The following is a 19,577-nucleotide window of genomic DNA, read 5'->3' on the forward strand; positions in this document are numbered from 1 at the left end:
ACTCCAGCCAAAACGGGGGGAGTGAGCGCATGAAGCCATCGCGTCAACAAGGCAAGCTGCTGTTCAAAATCCTGGGCGTCCTCGCCGGGATCGTGTTCATCGCTTTTGGAATGCAGGAACGGTCCGAGCTGTCCAGAACACTGAAGATCGGCAAACACGCCGTGGTGGAGCCCATCACGCAGTACACCGAATTCAAGAAAAGCGGCTCTTCCACCTACACCGCCGAGTTCCGCTTCAAGACGGAGAGCGGACAGCAGATGGTCGTCAAACACAGCTTCCCGGAAGAGGTGCTGGCCGAATTCAAGGCCAACCGCCCCGTGGAGATCGCCTACCTGCCGAACGACCCGAGCAGCTTCGTGTTCGTGAAGCAGGCCTCGTCCTGGACATTGGTGCTGGTGGGCGGCGCCTTGGCCCTGGCCGCGCTCCTTCTTCTCTGACCACCAGATCGGATTGCATCAGCAGGCCAGTGCACAGGCACCGGATATTGGTCTGGGCGCCAGGACAGTGAGTTCGACGGCCAGCCATTGATGGCCGGGAAGGCGTCATCTAGAGTTTGGACCATGATCACCGTCCGCGCCGCCTCCGACCGGGGCCGCTCCTCCACCGGCTGGCTGCACAGCGCCCACAGCTTTTCGTTTGGCAGCTACTTCGACCTGCGCCACCAGGGCCACGGCAACCTGCTGGTGCTCAACGACGACACGGTGGCCCCCGGCCAGGGCTTTGGCAGTCACGGACACCGCGACATGGAGATCGTGAGCTATGTGCTCAGCGGCGCGCTGGCCCACCAGGACAACGTGGCGCAACGCAGCCACGCTGACGGCATCACCCCTTCGCCCGCCCCCACCGGCATCCTGCGCCCCGGCGATGTACAACGCATGAGTGCGGGTTGGGGCGTGCAGCACAGCGAGTTCAACGCGCTGCAGGACCAGGACACCCACTTCCTGCAGATCTGGTTCAAGCCCCTGTTCACGGGCATCCGCCCCAGCTACGAACAAAAACACTTCCCGGCCGCAGACCGCCGGGGCCGCCTGGTGCGCATTGCCTCGCGCAAGGGCCTGGAGGGCTCGGTCAGCATGAATGCCGACGCCTCCCTCTGGGCAGGCCTGTTCGACGGCGACGCAGAGAGCGCCACCCAGCCACTCGACCCCCAACGCCTGGCCTACGTGCACCTGGCGCGGGGCACCGTGCAGGTCAACGGCGTGCCACTGGCCGCTGGCGATGGTGCCTTGCTGGAAAACGAACACCAGCTGACCCTGGCCAACGGCGCAGGCGCCGAGGTGCTGGTGTTCGATCTGGCCCGCCGATAACCCACAGCCCGCCACCATGCCCCATCCCAACGCCTTTACCCACCTGCCCGAACTGCAAAACCGGCTCACCCCGGCCAGCGCCTCGGGCCTGCGCCTGACCGACGAGGTGCTGGCCGAATGGGACGCCCAGGCGCGCAGCCAGGGCCTGCCCGCCCACTGGCGCCTGCCCGACAGCGAGGTGGAGCAATCCCGCCGCGACGTGCTTGCCACCATCACGGCCCAGCAGCAGGATCTGTGGGTGTTTGCCTATGGCTCGCTGATGTGGAACCCGGGCTTTCACTTTGCCGAGGTGCGCCGCGCACACCTGCCAGGGTATGCACGCCGTTTCTCCCTGGGCACCACGATAGGCCGGGGCACACCCGACTGCCCCGGGCTGGTACTGACGCTGGAGCCGGACACCGACGGGGCCTGCGAAGGCCTGGTTTTCCGGATCCCTGCCCCGCTGGTAGACGCCGAATCCCGCCTGCTCTGGCGCCGCGAGATGATCACCGGCGCCTACTGCCCCGCGCTGCTGGCCCTGCCCACCCCCCAGGGCACGGTGCAGGCGCTGGTGCTGGTCGCCAACACCCGGCACCCCCACCACCAGGACGGCCTGTCGATGCAATCCACCGCTGCCACCATCGCCCGAGCCTGCGGCCGCATTGGCAGCAACCGCGACTACCTGGATCAGCTCGTGCGGCAGCTGGATGTGCTGGGGGTGGAGGATGGGTATGTGCGTGCGCTGGCAGCGTTGGTGTATGCCACAGCCTGCGGACATGCCCGCTGAGCGCGGCACGGAAACACCTGGCAGATGTCCCGTGCGCCGGGCGTGATCAGCTCAAAACGGCGCTGCTTCCGGGTCCGTGTCCACCGGGGCCTCCGGGGGCCCGGTCACCACGCCACCTCCCGCTGATTTACGTGCAGGTGCCGTGGGCGCCGAAGCCCGTGGTGCAGCCGTGTTTGGAACAGCAGCAGTTGCAGTGGCTGCCACCGCATCGGCGGCACTGGCCACACCACTCTCAGCCTCGCCCCCCAGCGCCTCGATAAGGTCGGGGATCAGCTTGACCAGCTCGCCCGTGGCAATCGCCACGTCGGTGTCAAAGCCGCCGTCGTCGGCCTTGGTGCCTTCAAACACGGTGTCGAGGAACGACACCTTCTTGATCTGCAGCCCCTCGGTGAGCATGAAGCTCACGCGGTCGTCCCAGGTGAGGGCGAGTTTGGTGGGCAGCTTGCCTGCGTCGATGTGGGCCTGCACCTCTTCGATGTCGAGCGGGTGGCGGGCGTAGCGCACCACGGCTTTTTCTTCGTTCGCGCTTTTGAGTTCACATTCACGGTCCACCGTGAAGCCCACGGGCGGCTCCTGCTCCTTGAGCCAGTGGGACATGGCGGCCTGGGGGCTGGTCTGGGTGTTGATGAGCGACACCGACAGGCCGGGCAGGGATTCGACCAGCAGCGTGACCACCTCGTCGGCCCGGCCCTGGCTGGACGTGTCCAGCACCAGGAGGCGTGAGGCGGTGTCGATCCACACCCACATCGAGCCCTGCTTGGTGAAGGCCATGGGCAGCAGGTCCAGCTTGGCCTCGTCTTTGAGCTCCTTGCTTTCCTTCTTGCCGGGCTTGCGGCCGGTTTCCTGCTCGATGCGTTCGGCCTTTTCCTTGACCTTGCGCGCCAGCACGCTGCCGGGCAGCACTTTGGATTCGACCATGAAGCGCAGGATCCACTGGCCCCCGACCGACTCGGCCAGCGGGCCGTGGGCATCGCCGCGCGGCGGCACCCAGCCCAGGGATTTTTCCTGCGTGGCGCCACATTCCATGAAGGGCGCCTTGGCCAGCGCCTCTTCGACCTGCGTCAATTCCACCTGCCATTGCGGTGCAATGCGGTACACGATCATGTTCTTGAACACGGAAAACCTTTTGTTGGGTCGTTAGTGAATAAAAAGCAAGCCAACGGGCTCGGAACTCGCCATTGTCGGCGGTCGCCACCCCGGGCCTGATGCAGGCCCGGGGTGGCTGCGGCTTGACGCCTGTCAAAAGCTACAAATTTAATAGCTATAAAGACTTATCCATTGCGCGGAAAGCAGCATTTTGACCATGATGGACCATGGGAACAGGCCGCACCCCGATGGAGCTTCTTGGCACAACTTTACACAGCCTCATCCAACGCGCACGGCGGCGATACATGCGGGGCGGACACTGGCCCTCAATCGCTGAAACGGTCGTTGCAGCGAGCCAACCCCCGTGAAAGGACACCCTCCCATGGCATCCACCTTCCAACGCCGTTTTGCTGCCACCGCCCTGCTGGCAGCCATGGCCCTGCCCGTTCTGGCGCAACAGCCGCCTGCTGCGCCCCCTGCTGCTTCGGCCAAGGCCCCTGACGCCCGGCACGAGCGCCGCCACGGCGACCACGCCCAGCGCCATGCCAAGCACCTAGCCGAACTCAAGGCCCAGCTCAAGCTGACCGCCGCCCAGGAACCCGCCTGGACCAGCTTCACCACCGCCCTGCAGCCCGGCGAGCGCCCCGCCCGCCTGGACCGCCAGGACATGGACAAGCTCACCACCCCCGAGCGCATCGACCGCATGCGGGCCCTGCGCGCCCAGCATGCCGCCGAAGCCGACCGCCGGGGCGAGGCCACCAAGGCCTTTTATGCCGCACTGACGCCCGAGCAGCAAAAGACCTTTGATGCCCAGGCGCACCGTGGGCACCGCATGGGCGACATGAAGGGCGGCGAAGGCCGCCATGGGGGCCACGGTGGCCCGGGTGAACGCCACCACGGCGGCGCGGGCGGCAAACCCGGCCCGGCACCAGCGCAGTAAGCCACGCAGGCACCAGCGGGCCAGCCTCCACGGCGCGGCTCCGCACATCACCCCATATCCCCGCCCACCCGGCGCTCCTCCCCAGGACGCCGGGTTTTTTTGCGCTCTGCCCGGCTATGGGGCTATAGGGCTGTGGGGCTGGCGAGCCACCAGAGGACCCGCTGCAAACGCAGCACAAGGCCAAGGATGCCCATCCACAGGCCCCCAAAACCAGTGCCTGCGCCCGGATTGTGGATAAGTCTGGGAAGAGTTCTGGCACAACCGGGCGGTTATCCACACAAAAAGGCACCGCCGCAAAGTTGTTGTCTGTGGGCCCCGGGCTTTGTGCAGCCCGCCGCACAGACTTTGCGGCGACGCAAACCCGCGCCAGCATTCAGGAAAAAGGGTTTGTCCACAGAAACGGGGCTGCTCTATTACTACTGCTATTTATCTATAAAGCTATTAAAGAACAACCAGAACTGCCATTTCGGGGCCCCATCCACCCTCTGTGAGACGCAGGAAGGTGGGGGTAGCGGCCCGATTCGGAGAACGGATCAAAAAACGGGAGGGATTCCATCCGGCGACGGGGCCCGGACGGCGCCAACACCTGCGTCTGGCCGGGACGGGTGCCGTGTGCGGGGACGATGGGTGCCCTGCATAGCACTCCGTTAGCTACACAATTGATAGCTAAAAAAGTTTACCCAATGAGCGCAGAGGCCCAATTTGAATCAAAAATTTCACGCCCTGGCGCCCGGTGCGTAAAACTGGGGATAGTTTTGGCACAAGCCAGGGGTTATCCACAGAAAACGCCGCCTGCGGGCTTTTGTCCCCGTTGCCGGGACAGCGGCAGCAGGGGTTGGTGCACAGGGTTGGCGCGGTGCTAAGTGCCCGCCAGGGCAGCAGAAAACCCGGTTGTCCACAGCGGGGGCCGCCCCTTACTACTACGACTATGTATTTATAAAAGATATAAGAAGAAAGACAGGGAACAACTTCTCCGGGGTCCGGAGCACCGCGGCAGGGGACCCCATGCGTGGCCGTCACCGCATGTCGGGGCCTCGGGGTGATGGCCAGCCGTCCCTGCACAGGTCAAACGGGACGAAAGGGGGGCGAGAAGGACAAAAAGGGCGAAAAAAAACCGCAGCCTTGGCTGCGGTTCGGTCCAGGTCTGCGGGAAAAGCAGAGAAAAGAAAGGGCCCTACGCCGCCGGTGTGCGCAGGAAGGCGTCCAGAAGGTCCACAGACAGGGGGCGGCTGAACAGGTAGCCCTGGTAGAGCTGGCAGCCTGCGCGGGCCAGCAGCTCGCGTTGCTCGGTGCTCTCTACGCCTTCGGCAATCACTTCCAGGCCCAGACTGCGCGACAGGCCGATGATGGTGTCCACAATCGCCGCGTCGTTCGGGTCGGTCAGCAGGTCGCGCACAAAGCTCTGGTCGATCTTGAGCTGGTCCAGCGGCATGCGCTTGAGGTAGCTCAGGCTGGAGTAGCCGGTGCCGAAGTCGTCCAGAGAAAAACCCACGCCATAGCTGCGCAGCGCTTCCATGGTGGCGATGGTGGTTTCCATGTCCTCCACCAGCACACTTTCGGTCAGCTCCAGCTTGAGCTGGCCGGATGGGGCGCCCGTGATCGCCAGCACCCTGGCCACATCGTCCACAAAGCTGGCATGGCGGAACTGGCGCGAACTCACGTTCACGGCCATGGTCAGGTGGGCCAGGGCCGGGTCTTGCTGCCAACTGGCCAGCTGCTGGCAGGCGTTGTGCAGCACCCAGCGGCCCAGGGGCAGGATGAGCCCGGTCTCCTCGGCCAGCGGGATGAACTGCGCAGGCGAGACCATGCCCCGCTGTGGATGGGCCCAGCGCACCAGCGCTTCCACCCCCACACATTGGCCGGTGTGGCGCATCTGCGGCTGAAAGTGCAGCAAGAATTCATCCTGCGCCAGGGCCGAGCGCAGGTCGGCCTCCAGCGCGGCGCGGGCCGTGACCACGGCCTGCATGTCGGGGTCAAAAAAGCGCAGTGTGTTGCGCCCCGCCGTCTTGGCCTGGTACATGGCCAGATCGGCCTGCTTGAGCAGTTCGCCCACGCTGGTCAGCTCGCCCGCAAAGGGCGCAATGCCGATGCTGGGCGTGCTGCGGTACTGGTAGCCCTCCAGCGCATAGGGCACGGCCAGCATGGTCAGTATCTTTTCGCCCACGCTGCGGGCGTGCAGCGCCAGCTCGTGCGGCTTGGGGCTGAGTTCTTCCAGCATGACCACAAACTCGTCGCCCCCCAGCCGTGCCACCGTGTCCACGCTGCGCACGCAGGTGTTCAGGCGCTGCGCCACCTGCTGCAGCAGCAGGTCGCCCTGGTCATGGCCCAGGGTGTCGTTCAAGGTCTTGAAGTTGTCCAGGTCGATGAACAGCAGCGCCCCGCCCTGCTGGCGCCGCTGCGCGGTGGCCAGGGCCTGGTGCATGCGGTCCATGAGCAGCATGCGGTTGGGCAGGCCGGTGAGTGCGTCGTAAAACGCCAGGCGCTGGATCTCGCGCTCATTGGCCTTGCGTTGGCTGATGTCGGTGTTGATCGCCAGGATGGACTGCGGCTGCCCATCGTCGCCGCGCACCAGCGTCCAGCGGCCTTCGACCTCGATGGTGCTGCCGTTGCGGTGGCGTTGCACGATCTCGCCCGTCCACTCGCCCTGCTCCAGCACCGTCCGGGTGGCGTGGTGGAAATGGGTGGGGTCGTCGTAGAGCAGGGTATCGATGGACTGGCCCAGTGCCTGCAGCTGCGACCAGCCATACAGGCGCTCGGCGCTTTTGTTCCAGTAGATGGCGCGGTGCTCCAGGTCGCGCACCACGATGGCATCCTGTGCCTTGTCCAGCAGCGAGGCCTGGTGGCGGATGCGGGCATCGGCCAGCTGGCGTTCGATCTCGGCCGAGGCGCGCGAGGCAAAGATCTGCAGCGTGGAGGCGATGAAGTCGGTTTCGGCAATCGGCTGGCGGAACAGCACGAACACGATACCCACCACCTCACCGTCGGCATTGCACAGCTGCTGGCCTGCATAGGCCTGGGCGCCTACCTTGGCGAGGATGGGTGCCTCGGGGTAGAGCTGCTGCACCTTGTCGGCCACCACATGGGTGCGCTGCGCCATCAGCAGCAGGCTGGGGGTGCCCGCCAGGGAGTATTCGTCGTTGGGCAGCATCTGGCCGTCGAGCACGGCAGCCAGCGTCGCCACCCGGGGCGGCTGGTCCTTGGCGGTGGCTGGCAGCAACCGCACCACGCAGCCGCCTTGCGCATCCAGCGCGTCGGCCATGTTGCGCACCAGCTGCACAAAAAACTCGGTGCCTGTGCTGGCCGACACGGCCGCCGCCACCTTGAGCACCGAGGCCTGCAGCCGCTGCTGCGCCTTGTGCGCGCGCAGGCTGGTAATGCCAAAGGCCAGGTCGCTGGCCAGCTCCTGCAGCAGCGCGGCCTCCTCGGGGCTGATCTGCAGGATGTCGGGGGCGTACAGGTAGAGCAGGCCAAAGGCACGGTCCTGGTCACGGTGCCGCAGGGGCAGGCAGATCACGCCGTGGAAACCGTTGTCCAGCATGCGCTCGGTCCAGTCGGCAAAGTCGCCTTCGGTGCGGATGTCTTGCACGATCACGGGCTGGCCCGAGCGGATGGCCATGCCTGCCGGGCCGCGCCCATAGCGGTCGTCGGCCGACCAGGACAGGTGCAGGTTCTCCAGGTAGTGTTCGTTGTAGCCCGCGTGGGCCACGGGCTGGATGGACTTGCGTTCATCGTCCAGCGCCAACCCCACCCAGCCCATGCGGTAGCCGCCGATGTCCACCGCAATCTGGCAGATGGCCTGCAGCAAGGCTGTTTCGGAGGTGGCGCGCACCAGCGTTTCGTTGCAGGCGCTCAAGAGGCGCTGCGCGCGGCCCATGCGCGCCAGTTCGCGCTCGGTGCGCAGGCGCTCGGTCACATCGGTGGCCAGCACCTGCCGGGCCGGGCGGCCATTGAAGCTGATGCTGCCCGCCGTGATCTCCACATCCATGAACGAGCCGTCTTTTTTGACATGGCGGCTGATGACCGGCTTGTTGCGCTGGTCCATGGGGATGGCGTCGATGGACGCGCGGATGGCATCGCGCCGTTCAGCAGGCCACAGGTCGGTCATCTGCATGGTCAGCAGCTCGGCCTCGGTGTAGCCGTAGTGGGTTTCCATCGACCGGTTTACTGCCTGCAGCCGCTGCGTCTCTTTGTCGTACACCCACATCGGGTGCGGGTGCTCGTCAAACAGCATGCGGTACTGCAACTCGGACGCGTGCAACTGCCCGGCCACATGGCGCAGCTGCACCATGGCGCCCAGGGATTCGGTGAGGATCTCCAGGTGGGCCACATCGCGGCGCGAGAACGCGTTGGTCTTGTCCGAGGTGACCTTGAGCGAGCCCACGATGGCATCGCCGCTGCGCAGCGGCACGGCCATCACCGACAGGACGCCGTGGCGGTGGGGCATCGAGGCCATGTCCCAGCCCTCGGCCTCGGTGTCGTTGCACACCACGGTCTGGCCCTGGCTGAGCGCGGGCCACAGCAGGCTCTGGTCTACGGGCAGCAGGTTGCCCACCGGCCGCACATGGTCGCCCGCCGAGGCCTGTGCCACCAGCTGGCGGCCTCCCTGCAGCAGCTCCACCATCGCGCCGCGCGCATGGGTCTGACGCAGCACGGTGCTGGCAACCAGCTGCAGCACCTCGGGCAAGGGCATGTCCAGCGACGAGATGCGCTGCTGCACCTGCAGCAGCTCGGCATGGTTTTGCGCATCGCGCTGGGCGTCCAGGTCGGCCAGCTTCTGGGCGCTGATGTCGGTCATGCCGCCCACCATGCGCACAGCCTTGCCCTGCAGGTCGCGGATCAGGAAGCCCCGGTCCAGCACCCAGGCGTAGCTGCCATCCTGGCGGCGAAAACGGTATTCGTCCGACCAGTGGTTGGCCGTGCCGTCGATGGCAGCCTGGATGCCGTCGAGCACCGCCGCGCTGTCGTCGGGGTGCAGGCGCAAGGTCCACGAGGTGCTGTCGGGCGGCAGCTGGTCCAGTGGCACGCCAAACAGGTTCTGCATACCTTCGTTCCACCACATCGTGTCGCTATGCAGGTTCCAGTCCCATACGGCATCGGCCGTGGCGCGCGCTACGAGGTGAAAACGCTCTTCACTCAACTGCCGCGCTTGGTAGGCCTGGTGCTGCGCTGATATGTCCTGGAAAGCGCCCTGCACACGGACGAGGCGGCCGTTCGCATCACACACGGCCTGGCCCGCCGTGCGCACCCAGAAATGCCGGTCGCCGGGCATTACCACCTCGGCCTCAATGTCAAAAGGGCGGCCCCTGAGCATGCAATCGTCGAATGCCCTTTGCATTGCCGCCCTGTGGGCCGGGGTGTAGAGCTGCAGCAGCTGGGCTGCCGTTCCCGTGCGCTGGGCAATGCCATAGGCGACAGCAACTTCCTCTGACCAGCTTAGCTGCATGCCGGGCAGCTCGATGCTCCAGCCGCCGACCCGTGCAATCTGCCCTGTCACACGCAGTGCCTCACCCTGCGCGGCCAGCTCGGCGTGCATTCGGTCGCGCTGCTGGACGAGTTCCCCCAGCAGCTGCTTCTGGCGGCGCAGCTCCAGCTGCATCATGGTCTGCTCAGCCAGGATGCGCAGGCCTTCCAGCTGTTCGGGCGAGAGGCTGCGCGGCACACCATCCAGCACCGCCAGGGTGCCCAGCGCAAACCCCTCGTTCGTGACCAGGGGCACGCAGGCATAAAAGCGGATGTGGGGTTCTTCCAGCACCAGCGGGTTGCTGGCAAAGCTGGGGTCCAGGGTGGTGTCGGGCACCACCCGGGGCTCGCGGCTGCCGCTCAGGGCGTGGGCGCAGAACGCAATCGCACGGTCGGTTTCGCGGAAGGGAACGCCCACCGTGGCCTTGAACCACTGGCGTTCATGGTCCACAAAGTTGACCACCGCCATCGGGCAGTGGCATACCTGCGCGGCCAGCTTGGCCAGCTGGTCAAAACTTTCTTCGGCCGGGGTGTCGAGGATCGCGTAAGACTGCAGTGCCTGGAGCCTTGCGGCTTCTGCGGTGGCTTGCGCTGGTGGCATGGTCGTCAGGCAAGCACGGAGCCCAGGCGCGCGCATCGGCACAGCCGGATCAGGGCGACCGGGGTGGCTGGGCAGGCGCAGGGCAGCGGGATCAACAAGGCAGTCGGACAGCAGGCGGGCACACGCTGAACGCTTGCACCACGGGTAAAAATCCAGGGGGCGGCAGCCCCAAGGTTCAAAGGGGCAATGCTACACCGCACAGACACCCCCTGCGGGGGCGCTGAATGGGGGTTTGCCCCAGATGAACCGGGGGCCACACGCCCGGTGGCGTGCCTGCCGCCACTGGTGGCGGATTGTTACTGGATTGCTGTCAACGGTGGTTGCGGCGGGCGCGCACGGCGGCGGCCAGGCTGCCGAGCACCGGCAACGTCTGCGCGAGGCTGATGCACGCATCGGTCACCGACACGCCGGGCTTGAGCGGCTGGTCCGCCACGATGTCCTGGCGGCCTTCCTCCAGGTGGCTCTCGATCATCAGGCCGGTGATGCGTGCATCGCCCGCCGCAATCTGCTGCGCCACATCTTCGGCCACCGTGATCTGGCGCTGGTGCTGCTTGCTGCTGTTGGCGTGGCTCACGTCGATCATTACCTGCTCGCGCAGGCCTGCGGCCTTGAGCACGGCGCAGGTCGCATCCACATCGGCGGCGCTGTAGTTGGGCTGCTTGCCACCGCGCAGGATCACGTGGCAGTCGTTGTTGCCGCGCGTTTCAAAAATCGCGGCCTGGCCCATCTTGGTCATGCCCATGAAGGCGTGCGCGGCGCTCGCCGCCAGGATGGCGTCGCTCGCCACCTTCACGCCGCCGTCGGTGCCGTTCTTGAAACCCACGGGGCAGCTCAGGCCGCTGGCCAGCTGGCGGTGGCTCTGGCTCTCGGTGGTGCGCGCGCCAATCGCGCCCCAGCTCACCAGGTCGCTGATGAACTGCGGCGAGAGCAGGTCCAGAAACTCGGTACCCACCGGCAGCCCCAGCGCCAGCACATCCAGCAGCAGCTGGCGCGCCAGCTCCAGCCCTTCGTTGATGGCAAAGCTGCCATCCAGGTGCGGGTCGTTGATGTAGCCCTTCCAGCCCACGGTGGTGCGCGGCTTTTCGAAGTACACGCGCATCACGATGAGCAGGTCGTCCTGCAGTGCATCGGCCTGTACCTTGAGCTGGCGCGCATAGTCCATGGCCTGGCCATGGTCGTGGATGGAGCAGGGCCCCACCACCACGATGAGCCGGTCGTCCTGCCCATGCAGGATGCGCGAAATGGCGGCGCGGCTGGATTCAACCAGGGTCAGCGCCGCATCGGGCGTGGGCAACCACTCTTGCAGCAGCGCCGGCGTGATCAGCGGGCGCACGGCCTTGATGCGCGTGTCATCAATGCGCGTGGTGTCGTGGGTGGAGATGGGGGTGGCGGAGCGGTGTGCGTGGGTCATGGTGGCCCCGATTGTCGCGGAGCTGGATTCCAGCCCCTTTTGGCGATCGAACCAGGGCATGGCCGTCGGCACTGGCGCGGCCCAGCGCGAGAGACGCAGAGCAAGGGCCGCCCCGCAGCGAGTGCGTCGTCCCCCTCAGGGGGAAGGCGCCGAAGGCGACTCAGGGGGGAGCGGCTACGGTCTGCGGTACGCCGCATTCTGCCGCGCCCAGTGGCGCGACTGCAGGTGATCGAGCCGCACCGTGCCGCCGGTGGACGGCGCGTGCACAAACCGCCCTTCGCCCACATAGATGCCCGCATGGCTGGGCTGGCGGCCCGTGCCGAACACCACCAGGTCGCCCGCGCGCAAGTCGCTGCCCTCGATGGGATAGCCCCAGGTGTTGAGCTGCGCCACCGTGCGCGGCGGTGGTGTGCCCACCTGGTTGCGGTACACGTAGCCGATGAGTCCGCTGCAGTCAAAACCCGAGTCGGGCGTGTTGCCACCAAAGCGGTAGGGTGTGCCCACCAGGCCCAGGGCATGGATGGCGATGTCGTGCGCTTGCTCGGCCGAGAGCGGTGGCGTGGTGCGCAACGGCGCGGTGGAAACCGGGGTGGGCGGAGGCCGCGACGTGCCACATCCGGCAAGGACCAGCAGGGCAGCGGTGCAGGTGGCAAAAGCCAGGCGGTGAAAAACGCGCATGGGCGCAAGGGTACTGGATGGGGCGCGGTGTGGGCCCCTACTCCACCGCTGGCCTGGGGATATTGGCAAAAAATGCCGCCAGCGCGCGTCCATCGAGCGCCAGCAGCTATCTTTTTGGTAGAGCCCTGGGTCCTATGCCACCGCCACGGCCTGGGGCGCGGTGCGCCGCGCCATCAAGCGGTTGGCCACGCTCACGATGGCCTGCACCGAGGCCGTCACGATGTTGTGGCTGGCCCCCGCACCAAAGGTGGCACCGACCACGCCCTCCATCGCGGCTTCGACAATCGCCAGCGCCTGCGCGTTGGCGCCCGTGCCGGTGGCGCGTTCCTCGTAGTGGTCCACGCGCAGCGGCAGGCCGAGGGCATCCACCGTGGCGGCAATGGGGCCGTTGCCCTGGCCGCGCAGTGTCTGGCGCGTGCCGTCGATGGTCACGTCCAGCTCGATGCCCTGGCCGTCTTCATCGATGCGGTGGCTGTGGCAGGTGATGGCTGCCTGCGCGGGGGCGTGCAGGTAGGTGCCCTGGAACAGCGCCCACAGCGCATCGCCCGTCATCTCGCCTTCGCTCGCGTCGGTCTGGCGCTGCACCACGGCGCTGAACTCCACCTGCATGCGGCGCGGCATCACCACGCCGTGTTCGCGCTCCAGCAAGAAGGCGATGCCGCCCTTGCCTGACTGGCTGTTCACGCGGATCACGCTGTCGTAGGTGCGGCCGAGGTCGGCCGGGTCGATGGGCAGATACGGCACTTCCCACAAGGCGTTCGGGTCCTGCGCGGCAAAGCCCTTCTTGATCGCGTCCTGGTGAGAGCCCGAGAACGCGGTGAACACCAGGTCGCCCGCATAGGGGTGGCGCGGGTGCACCGGCAAGGCCGTGCATTCCTCGGCAATGCGCGCGACCGAGGTGATGTCCGAGAAGTCGAGGCCCGGGTGCACGCCCTGCGTGTACATGTTGAGCGCCAGGGTCACGATGTCCACATTGCCACAGCGCTCGCCGTTGCCGAAGAGGCAGCCTTCCACGCGGTCGGCACCGGCCATCATCGCCAGCTCGGCCGCCGCCACGCCCGTGCCCCGGTCGTTGTGCGGGTGCACCGACAGCACGATGTGCTCGCGGGGGCTGAGGTGCCGGTCCATCCATTCGATCTGGTCGGCAAACACGTTGGGCGTGGCGTTCTCCACTGTGGTGGGCAGGTTGATGATGATGGGGCGGCCAGGGCCTGTGCCCCAGGTGGCGATGGCGGTCTGGCAGGCCTTGAGGGACACGCTGAGTTCGGTGGCGCTGAAGGTCTCTGGGGAGTACTGCAAGGTCCACTGCGTTTCGGGCTGGGCATCGGTGAGCTGCTTGAGGTAGCCCACGTGGTGGCTGATGAGCTGCATCACCTGCGTCACGTTCATGTCGAACACTATGCGCCGCCAGGCGGGCGCGGTGGCGTTGTAGAGGTGCACGATGGCGCGGGGTGCGCCTTTCACGGCTTCCACCGTGCGCGCGATCAGGTCCTCGCGCGACTGGGTCATGACCATGAGGGTCACGTCGTCGGGGATCAGGTTCTCGTCGATGAGGCGGCGCACAAAGTCAAAGTCGGTCTGCGACGCGGCCGGAAAGCCGACCTCGATCTCCTTGAAGCCGATGCGCACCAGCTCCTCGAAGAGCTTCATCTTGCGCTCGCCGTTCATGGGCTCGAACAGCGCCTGGTTGCCGTCGCGCAGATCGGTGGAGAGCCACACAGGGGCGCGGGTGATGCTGCGGCTGGGCCATTGGCGGTCGGCGAGCGCAATGGGGGCGATGGGCTGGTACTTGGTGGCGGGCTTGGCAATCATGAGGGGCTCCACGAACGGTGTGCAGTGCGCAGGGGCACTGCAGGTCAACAACGAATGAAAAACAAAACGTGTGACATCCCCTGCAGCCCTTTGCGTATGCAAAGGCTGGTTCGCGGGCCGGGGTCAGGGGGAGATCAGGTGTTGCGCTGAGCGAGTCAGGCAACGAGGGTGGCGAACGCAGGCAGACCCCGGCCAGGCACTAGGCCTAGCGATAGGGTGGATAGGAGCATGCTGCGTTGCATAGGGGCTCGAAGATAGCACAGGCCTGCAGCAAAGCGCAAGAATATGAACAAAAAATGCCGCTGCCGCGCGATAGGTAAGCGCTTATAGCTATCAAATTAATAGTATTTACCGCTGGTAGGATGGCGACCCGGGCCTGCCCTGTGCCCTTTCTAACTTCTGTTCAGGAGACACCCCATGCCCTACATGCTGCTCATCATGGAACCCCACGGCCAGCGCGCCGAGCGGGGGCTGGCGGGTGGGCAGGAGGCCTATGCGCGCATGCAGCGTTTTGGCGAAGGGCTGCAGGCCCGGGGCCTGCTGCGCGCCTCCGAGTCGCTGGCCTCCACCGACCAGGCCGTGCGCCTGCAGGTGCGCGAGGGCCAGACCCGGCTGGTGGATGGGCCGTTTGCCGAGACCAAGGAAATGGTGGGCGGCTTTTATTTGCTGGACTGCGCCACCCGCGACGAGGCCGTGGCCATTGCGCGCGCATGCCCCGCCGCCGAGTGGGCCACCGTGGAGGTGCGCGAGGTCGCGCCCTGCTACCACGGCGCCGTGGCCTGACGGCCCCGCGCTAGGCGCTGGCGTCGGCCTGCAGGGCCAGAAACTGTGGCGCGGGCATGGGCCGCGCAAACACATAGCCTTGCAGCACATCGCAACCCTGCTGCACCAGGTAGTCGGCCTGCTGCGGGGTTTCCACCCCCTCGGCAGTCACCTGCAGCCCCAGGCCATGCGCCAGCGCCACGATGGCGGTGACGATGGTGCGGCTGTGTTCCTGCTCGGGCAGATCGCGCACAAAGCTGCGGTCGATCTTCAGGCGCCGCATGGGCAATTGGCGCAGGTAGGCCAGGGACGAGTAGCCCGTGCCGAAATCGTCGATGGCCAGGTGGATGCCCAGCTGGCTCAGGCGGTGCAGCGTGTGCGCGCCTGCCTCCATGTTTTCCATGAGCACGGTTTCGGTGAGTTCGATTTCGAGCAGGTGGGCAGGCAGGCCTTCCTCGCGCAGGATGTCCATCACCCGTTCGAGGAACTGCGGGTCGCCCAGCTGGCGCGCCGAGATGTTGACTGCCACCCGCAGCGGCCCGCGTGCAGTCCAGCGCGCGGCATCGCGGCACGCGGTGCGCAGCACCCAGTAGCCCAGCGGCACGATGAGGCCGCAGTCCTCGGCCACCGACACGGCTTCCAGCGGCGGCACCGCGCCCAGTTCGGCATGGGTCCAGCGCAGCAGGGCCTCGGCCCCTACCAGGGCCTGGCCGCGGGCGGCAAACAGCGGCTGGTAGTGCAGCGCCAGCCCGCCGCCCTGCTGCTCCAGCTCGGCGCGCAGCGCATGCTCGATGGCCTGGCGCCGCACCGCGGCCTGGTTCATCGACGGCTCGAAGCGCACGCAGCGGTTCTTGCCCATCTCCTTGGCGCGGTACATGGCGGTGTCGGCGTTGCTCACCAGGGCGTTGATGTCGGGCGCATCGTCGGGAAAGGTGGCGATGCCTGCGCTGCCGGTGACGTTCATCTGCTGCCCCACCTCGGTGTAGGCCGCCTGGAAGACGCCGATGATGCGCTGCGCGTATTTCTGCAGCGCGGCGTCGTCCATGTCCAGCCGCAGGATCAGCGCGAATTCGTCGCCCCCCAGGCGTGCGATGGTGTCGGCGCTGCGCACCACCGACTGCAGGCGCTGGGCCACCTGGCGCAGCAGGCCGTCGCCTGCGGCATGCCCGAAGGTGTCGTTGAGTGTCTTGAAGTTGTCCAGGTCGATGTAGACCAGGGCCACCCTGTGCCCCATGCCACGGGCCAGTTCCAGTTCGGCGGCCAGCCGCTCGTTGAACGCATGGCGGTTGCCGGTGCCGGTGACGGCGTCGGTGTGGGCCAGCGTGTGCAGCCGCTGCTCGGCCTCGCGCACGGCGGCGCGGCTGCGCAGCACCATGGCCGTGGCCACCGCCATGGCGCACACGGCCACCAGCAGCGCACTGGCAAAGCGGATGGCCAGCCGGGTGTGCACCTCCCGCATTGATTTGCGGATGTACAGCGTGCCCAGCGAATTGGCCGTGCCCGCAGCGCCCGGGATGGCGCGGGTGATCTCCAGCATTTCCCAGCCGGAGCGCTCCAGCGCACCGTCCATGCCCGTCGCATGCAGCGTGGTCGGAAAGTTCGGGTCGCGGTTGTGTGCGTAGTGGGCAAACAGCACGCCGTCGGTGTCGTACACGCCCGCCGCCAGCACCATGGAGGACGCGCGCAGCGCACCCAGCATTTCGTTGGCCGTGCCCGTATCGCGGAACATGACCGCCGCCGAGACGTTGTCGGCCACGATGGCGGCCTCTACGCGGCTGTCCTGCAGCATGGAGCTGCGGGTGCTCCAGTAGTCCATGCCCGTGAGTGCCAGCACCACCGTGAGCAGCGCCAGCCCGGCCGACAGGATGCCCGTGGCCACCAGCCGCGAGGACAGCAGGATGGGCGGCAGCAGCGGAGCCGGTGCCGGTGCCGGTGCCGGTGCCGGTGCCGGGGCGGCGGGCGCGGGTGGCGGGATGTTCATTTGCCCGCCCGGGCCAGGCGCAGCAGCCTGGAGCTGATGGTGAGCCCCGCCTTGGAGGCCGCATCGGGGCTGATGCCGAACACAATGCGCCCGTCGCGCTGGGCGAGTGCGATGACGATTTCCGGATTCACGAAAGTCAGCTCATCGGAAACCGTGAGCACCCCGTGTGCCGCAGGCAGGGTGCGCAGCGCACGCAGCGCGGGTTCGACATCCATGTTGTTCAGCACCACCACCCGGCACTGGCGCAGGTTGCCGGGCTCCAGCAGTCTCACCCGCAGCGTGCGGCCCTTGCCCGCGGGCTTGCCCTCCAGCGCACTCAGGGGGCGTTTGAGGGGGCTGAAGGGCGACACGCACAGGCTCATCTCCTGGGCCGAGTCGCCTTCGCTGTCGGGCCATTCGATGAACTGGATGAAGTTGAAGATGTAGGCGGCCTTCAGCTCCAGCTCGCCCACGGGTTCGTTGGCATGGGTTGCGCCCCAGCCTGCCGTGCACAGCGCCACCCACAGCCAGGCCACCAGCTTCACCAGCTTGCTGTGGGGGCGCAGGGTGTGGCACATGGCTCAGAACGCGTAGGTGAGCTTGATGCGGTAGGTCCGCCCGTCCTGCCGCACGGCGTCTTCCCGGATCTCGAACGAGGCCGGGTCCGAATGCCTGCGATCGAACAGGTTGTAGACCCCCACCGACACATCGGTGCCGGCAATGCGCGTGGTGTAGGTCATGTTGGTCAGCACATGCCCCGGCAGGCGCGTGCCACGCACGGTGCTGCGCGGGCCGATGCCGATGGCTTCGATGGCATAGCGCCCGACGCCCACCACGGGCCCGGTGGCCTGGTGCAGGGTGTCCGACCACTGCAGCTTGAGCAGGTGCCGGGGGGCGTTGGTCAGCGGGCCCGCCTGTGAGGGGTCGTGCGCCCGCTGCCAGCCATAGGCCATGCGCAGGCGCTGCCCGCCCTGCCAGCGCTGTTCGGCTTCGGCCTCCAGGCCGTGCACCCGCACCGCGCGGGTGTTGCCCACCGTGAGCCGGTCCGCATGGCTGGCGGTGTCCAGTACGACCAGGTCGGTCACGGACGAGCGGAATGCCGTCAGCAGCAAGCGGCTGGCGCCGGTGGGTGCGTGTTCCAGCGCCAGCTCGGTGGTGCGCACGCGTTCGGAGCGCAGGCCCGCCCCATCCACCACACCACCGGGCAGGTCCACGCGGTAGTCGCGTTCGTAGGCATTGGGCGGCCGGTAGGCCGTGCCGTGCAGCAGCTTGACGGCGGTGCTGGGGTTCCACCAGTACACCAGCCCCAGGCGCGGGTGGACGGCGCTCGCGCTGCCCGACTGCTTGCCCCAGCGCAGCCCGGCATGGAGCGTGAGGTCGGGGCTGAGGGCGAATTCGTCCTGGAAGTACAGGCCCAGCACATCGCCTTTGCGGCGCACGTCCAGGTACTGCGCGGGCGGCGCGATGTCGATGTTGGTCTGGTCGATGCGCGTGTCACGCCGGTAGTCCAGGCCCCAGGACAGCTTGTGGCGCGCCAGCGCCGTGCTGACCCACTGCCACTCGGTGCCCCACCACTGGCCAGTGCCCACATCGCGGTTCAGCGTGACGGGCGGGTAGTCGTACACATAGTCGCCCACGAACTGGTAGCGGCCTGCATGCAGGCGCCCGGTGAAGGCCAGTGTGGGCTGCAGCTGCGTGGTGTATTCCGCCGCCAGCAGGGTGCTTTGGTCGATGAAGCGCGAGCGCGGATCGTTGAAGACCTGCGAGAACGCCGCCGTGGGCACGCCCTTGGTGCGTTCGCCATGGGCCAGCGTGAGCGCCAGCCCCTCGTGGGCCCGGCGCACAAACAGCTGGGTGCTGCGGTCATAGTCCAGCCGCTGCGCCACGCCGCCCGGGTTCGCAGGGGTGTCGAACGCGGGGTAGCGCTGATCGGCCCCGCGTTTGGTGGCCCGGGTTGCCGAAACCAGCCAGTCCGCCCCCAGCGCATCCACCGTGCCCACCGACAACCGCAGCTTGGCGCTGCCATGGCTGCCCACCTCGGTGCTCACCTGTGGCCCGGTCAGCTGGCGGCCCGTGCGTGTAATCACATTGACGACACCAAAGAAGGCGTTGGCCCCGTACACCGCCGACCCGGGCCCGGGCACAAATTCCACCCGGTCCACCAGGTCCAGGTCCAGCGGAAAGTCGGTGCCGATGCCCGCCTGGTCGTAGAGGTTGTCGTTGAAGCGCACCCCGTTGACCAGCAGCAGCACCCGCGTGTTGTAGTCGCCCGGGGTCGCAAAGCCCCGCATGCCCAGGTAGTGGTAGGCACGGTCGTAGGAGATGTACAGCCCGCGCATGCTGCCCAGCACATCGGCCAGCGTGCGGTAGCCCAACAGCCGGATGTCGTCGGCCGTGACCACGCTCACGGCGGCGGGGGCTTCGAGTGCGGTCTGTGCATAGCGGCTGGCCGTGGTGACCTGCATCTGCATGAGCTGCTCCAGCGGCAGGTCGGCCACCGCCGCCTGGGCCTGGGCTTGCGCTTGCAGGCCCCCGGCACACAGCAGTGCCAACACCTTGGCAAACAGCCGCCGCAAGGTCGGCATGTGCGGTGGTGGCCGCTGCAGCATTCTTCTAGATCCTCGTGCCATGGGCTGGCCTCCGTGTAGGGCAGGCAGGCGTAGGGGCGCGTGTCTGTCGATGGATCCGGGGTGGGACAGGTACAGGTCTTTTTTCTTTACAAATTGTATCGACGGGATGCTGCGGATCACAGGGCCCCGCATTGGTGATGTCCCTAGGATCATCCCTTGCACGC

General features: G+C 66.9%; 13 protein-coding genes. 5 read left to right on the top strand and 8 right to left on the bottom strand.

The annotated features are described in order from the left end of the window. Positions 1 to 29: 29 nt before the first annotated feature. The 3 genes from AvAM_RS12765 (at position 30) to AvAM_RS12775 (ending at position 2,073) form a co-directional block, all read left to right on the top strand. A complete protein-coding gene (locus tag AvAM_RS12765) occupies positions 30 to 437 on the top strand; it encodes a DUF3592 domain-containing protein (RefSeq protein WP_137747408.1) in 408 nt (135 codons plus the stop codon). A gap of 123 nt (positions 438 to 560) precedes the next feature. Continuing rightward, positions 561 to 1,307 carry a pirin family protein gene (locus AvAM_RS12770; protein ID WP_137747409.1) on the top strand — a complete coding sequence of 249 codons (747 nt, stop codon included), beginning with the start codon at positions 561 to 563 and terminating at the stop codon, positions 1,305 to 1,307. A 16-nt stretch (positions 1,308 to 1,323) separates the two neighbouring features. After that, positions 1,324 to 2,073 (top strand): gamma-glutamylcyclotransferase, encoded by a 750-nt coding sequence (locus AvAM_RS12775; RefSeq protein ID WP_137747410.1) that lies wholly within the window; start codon positions 1,324 to 1,326, stop codon positions 2,071 to 2,073. A gap of 51 nt (positions 2,074 to 2,124) precedes the next feature. Here AvAM_RS12775 and AvAM_RS12780 read toward each other — a convergent pair whose 3' ends face one another. Continuing rightward, the gene (locus tag AvAM_RS12780) at positions 2,125 to 3,189 is read right to left on the bottom strand and encodes a recombination-associated protein RdgC (RefSeq protein WP_137747411.1); all 1,065 of its coding nucleotides are present in this window, start codon (positions 3,187 to 3,189) and stop codon (positions 2,125 to 2,127) included. 352 nt (positions 3,190 to 3,541) lie between these two features. Between AvAM_RS12780 and AvAM_RS12785 the strand changes: the two genes are divergently transcribed. Beyond that, a complete protein-coding gene (locus AvAM_RS12785; protein WP_137747412.1) occupies positions 3,542 to 4,099 on the top strand; it encodes a Spy/CpxP family protein refolding chaperone in 558 nt (185 codons plus the stop codon). 1,174 nt (positions 4,100 to 5,273) lie between these two features. Here the strand turns inward: AvAM_RS12785 and AvAM_RS12790 are convergent. The 4 genes from AvAM_RS12790 to leuA form a co-directional block, all read right to left on the bottom strand. Further along, positions 5,274 to 10,160 carry an EAL domain-containing protein gene (locus tag AvAM_RS12790; protein WP_137747413.1) on the bottom strand — a complete coding sequence of 1,629 codons (4,887 nt, stop codon included), beginning with the start codon at positions 10,158 to 10,160 and terminating at the stop codon, positions 5,274 to 5,276. A 310-nt stretch (positions 10,161 to 10,470) separates the two neighbouring features. After that, positions 10,471 to 11,571 carry a 3-deoxy-7-phosphoheptulonate synthase gene (locus AvAM_RS12795; protein WP_137747414.1) on the bottom strand — a complete coding sequence of 367 codons (1,101 nt, stop codon included), beginning with the start codon at positions 11,569 to 11,571 and terminating at the stop codon, positions 10,471 to 10,473. Positions 11,572 to 11,745: 174 nt separating this feature from the next. Further along, positions 11,746 to 12,249, bottom strand: coding sequence for a C40 family peptidase (locus AvAM_RS12800; RefSeq protein ID WP_137747415.1), 504 nt, complete (start codon positions 12,247 to 12,249; stop codon positions 11,746 to 11,748). Between the two features lie 132 nt (positions 12,250 to 12,381). Beyond that, a complete protein-coding gene (gene leuA / locus AvAM_RS12805; protein WP_137747416.1) occupies positions 12,382 to 14,061 on the bottom strand; it encodes a 2-isopropylmalate synthase in 1,680 nt (559 codons plus the stop codon). A gap of 417 nt (positions 14,062 to 14,478) precedes the next feature. Between leuA and AvAM_RS12810 the strand changes: the two genes are divergently transcribed. Next, positions 14,479 to 14,844 carry a YciI family protein gene (locus AvAM_RS12810; protein WP_137747417.1) on the top strand — a complete coding sequence of 122 codons (366 nt, stop codon included), beginning with the start codon at positions 14,479 to 14,481 and terminating at the stop codon, positions 14,842 to 14,844. Between the two features lie 10 nt (positions 14,845 to 14,854). Here the strand turns inward: AvAM_RS12810 and AvAM_RS12815 are convergent, their stop codons facing one another. The 3 genes from AvAM_RS12815 to AvAM_RS12825 are packed head-to-tail and all read right to left on the bottom strand — an operon-like array spanning position 14,855 to position 19,413. Further along, positions 14,855 to 16,804 carry a bifunctional diguanylate cyclase/phosphodiesterase gene (locus tag AvAM_RS12815; RefSeq protein WP_137747418.1) on the bottom strand — a complete coding sequence of 650 codons (1,950 nt, stop codon included), beginning with the start codon at positions 16,802 to 16,804 and terminating at the stop codon, positions 14,855 to 14,857. Then, positions 16,801 to 17,361, bottom strand: a complete 561-nt coding sequence (locus tag AvAM_RS12820; RefSeq protein WP_137747419.1) for a YfiR family protein — start codon at positions 17,359 to 17,361, stop codon at positions 16,801 to 16,803. The genes AvAM_RS12815 and AvAM_RS12820 overlap by 4 nt, the downstream gene beginning before the upstream one ends. 3 nt (positions 17,362 to 17,364) lie before the next feature. Further along, positions 17,365 to 19,413: a TonB-dependent siderophore receptor gene (locus tag AvAM_RS12825; RefSeq protein WP_249368100.1), complete on the bottom strand. Its 2,049-nt coding sequence runs from the start codon at positions 19,411 to 19,413 to the stop codon at positions 17,365 to 17,367. Positions 19,414 to 19,577: the final 164 nt, after the last annotated feature.

Source organism: Acidovorax sp. NB1 (genome assembly GCF_005405905.1).
In the GTDB taxonomy this organism is placed as follows: domain Bacteria; phylum Pseudomonadota; class Gammaproteobacteria; order Burkholderiales; family Burkholderiaceae_C; genus Acidovorax.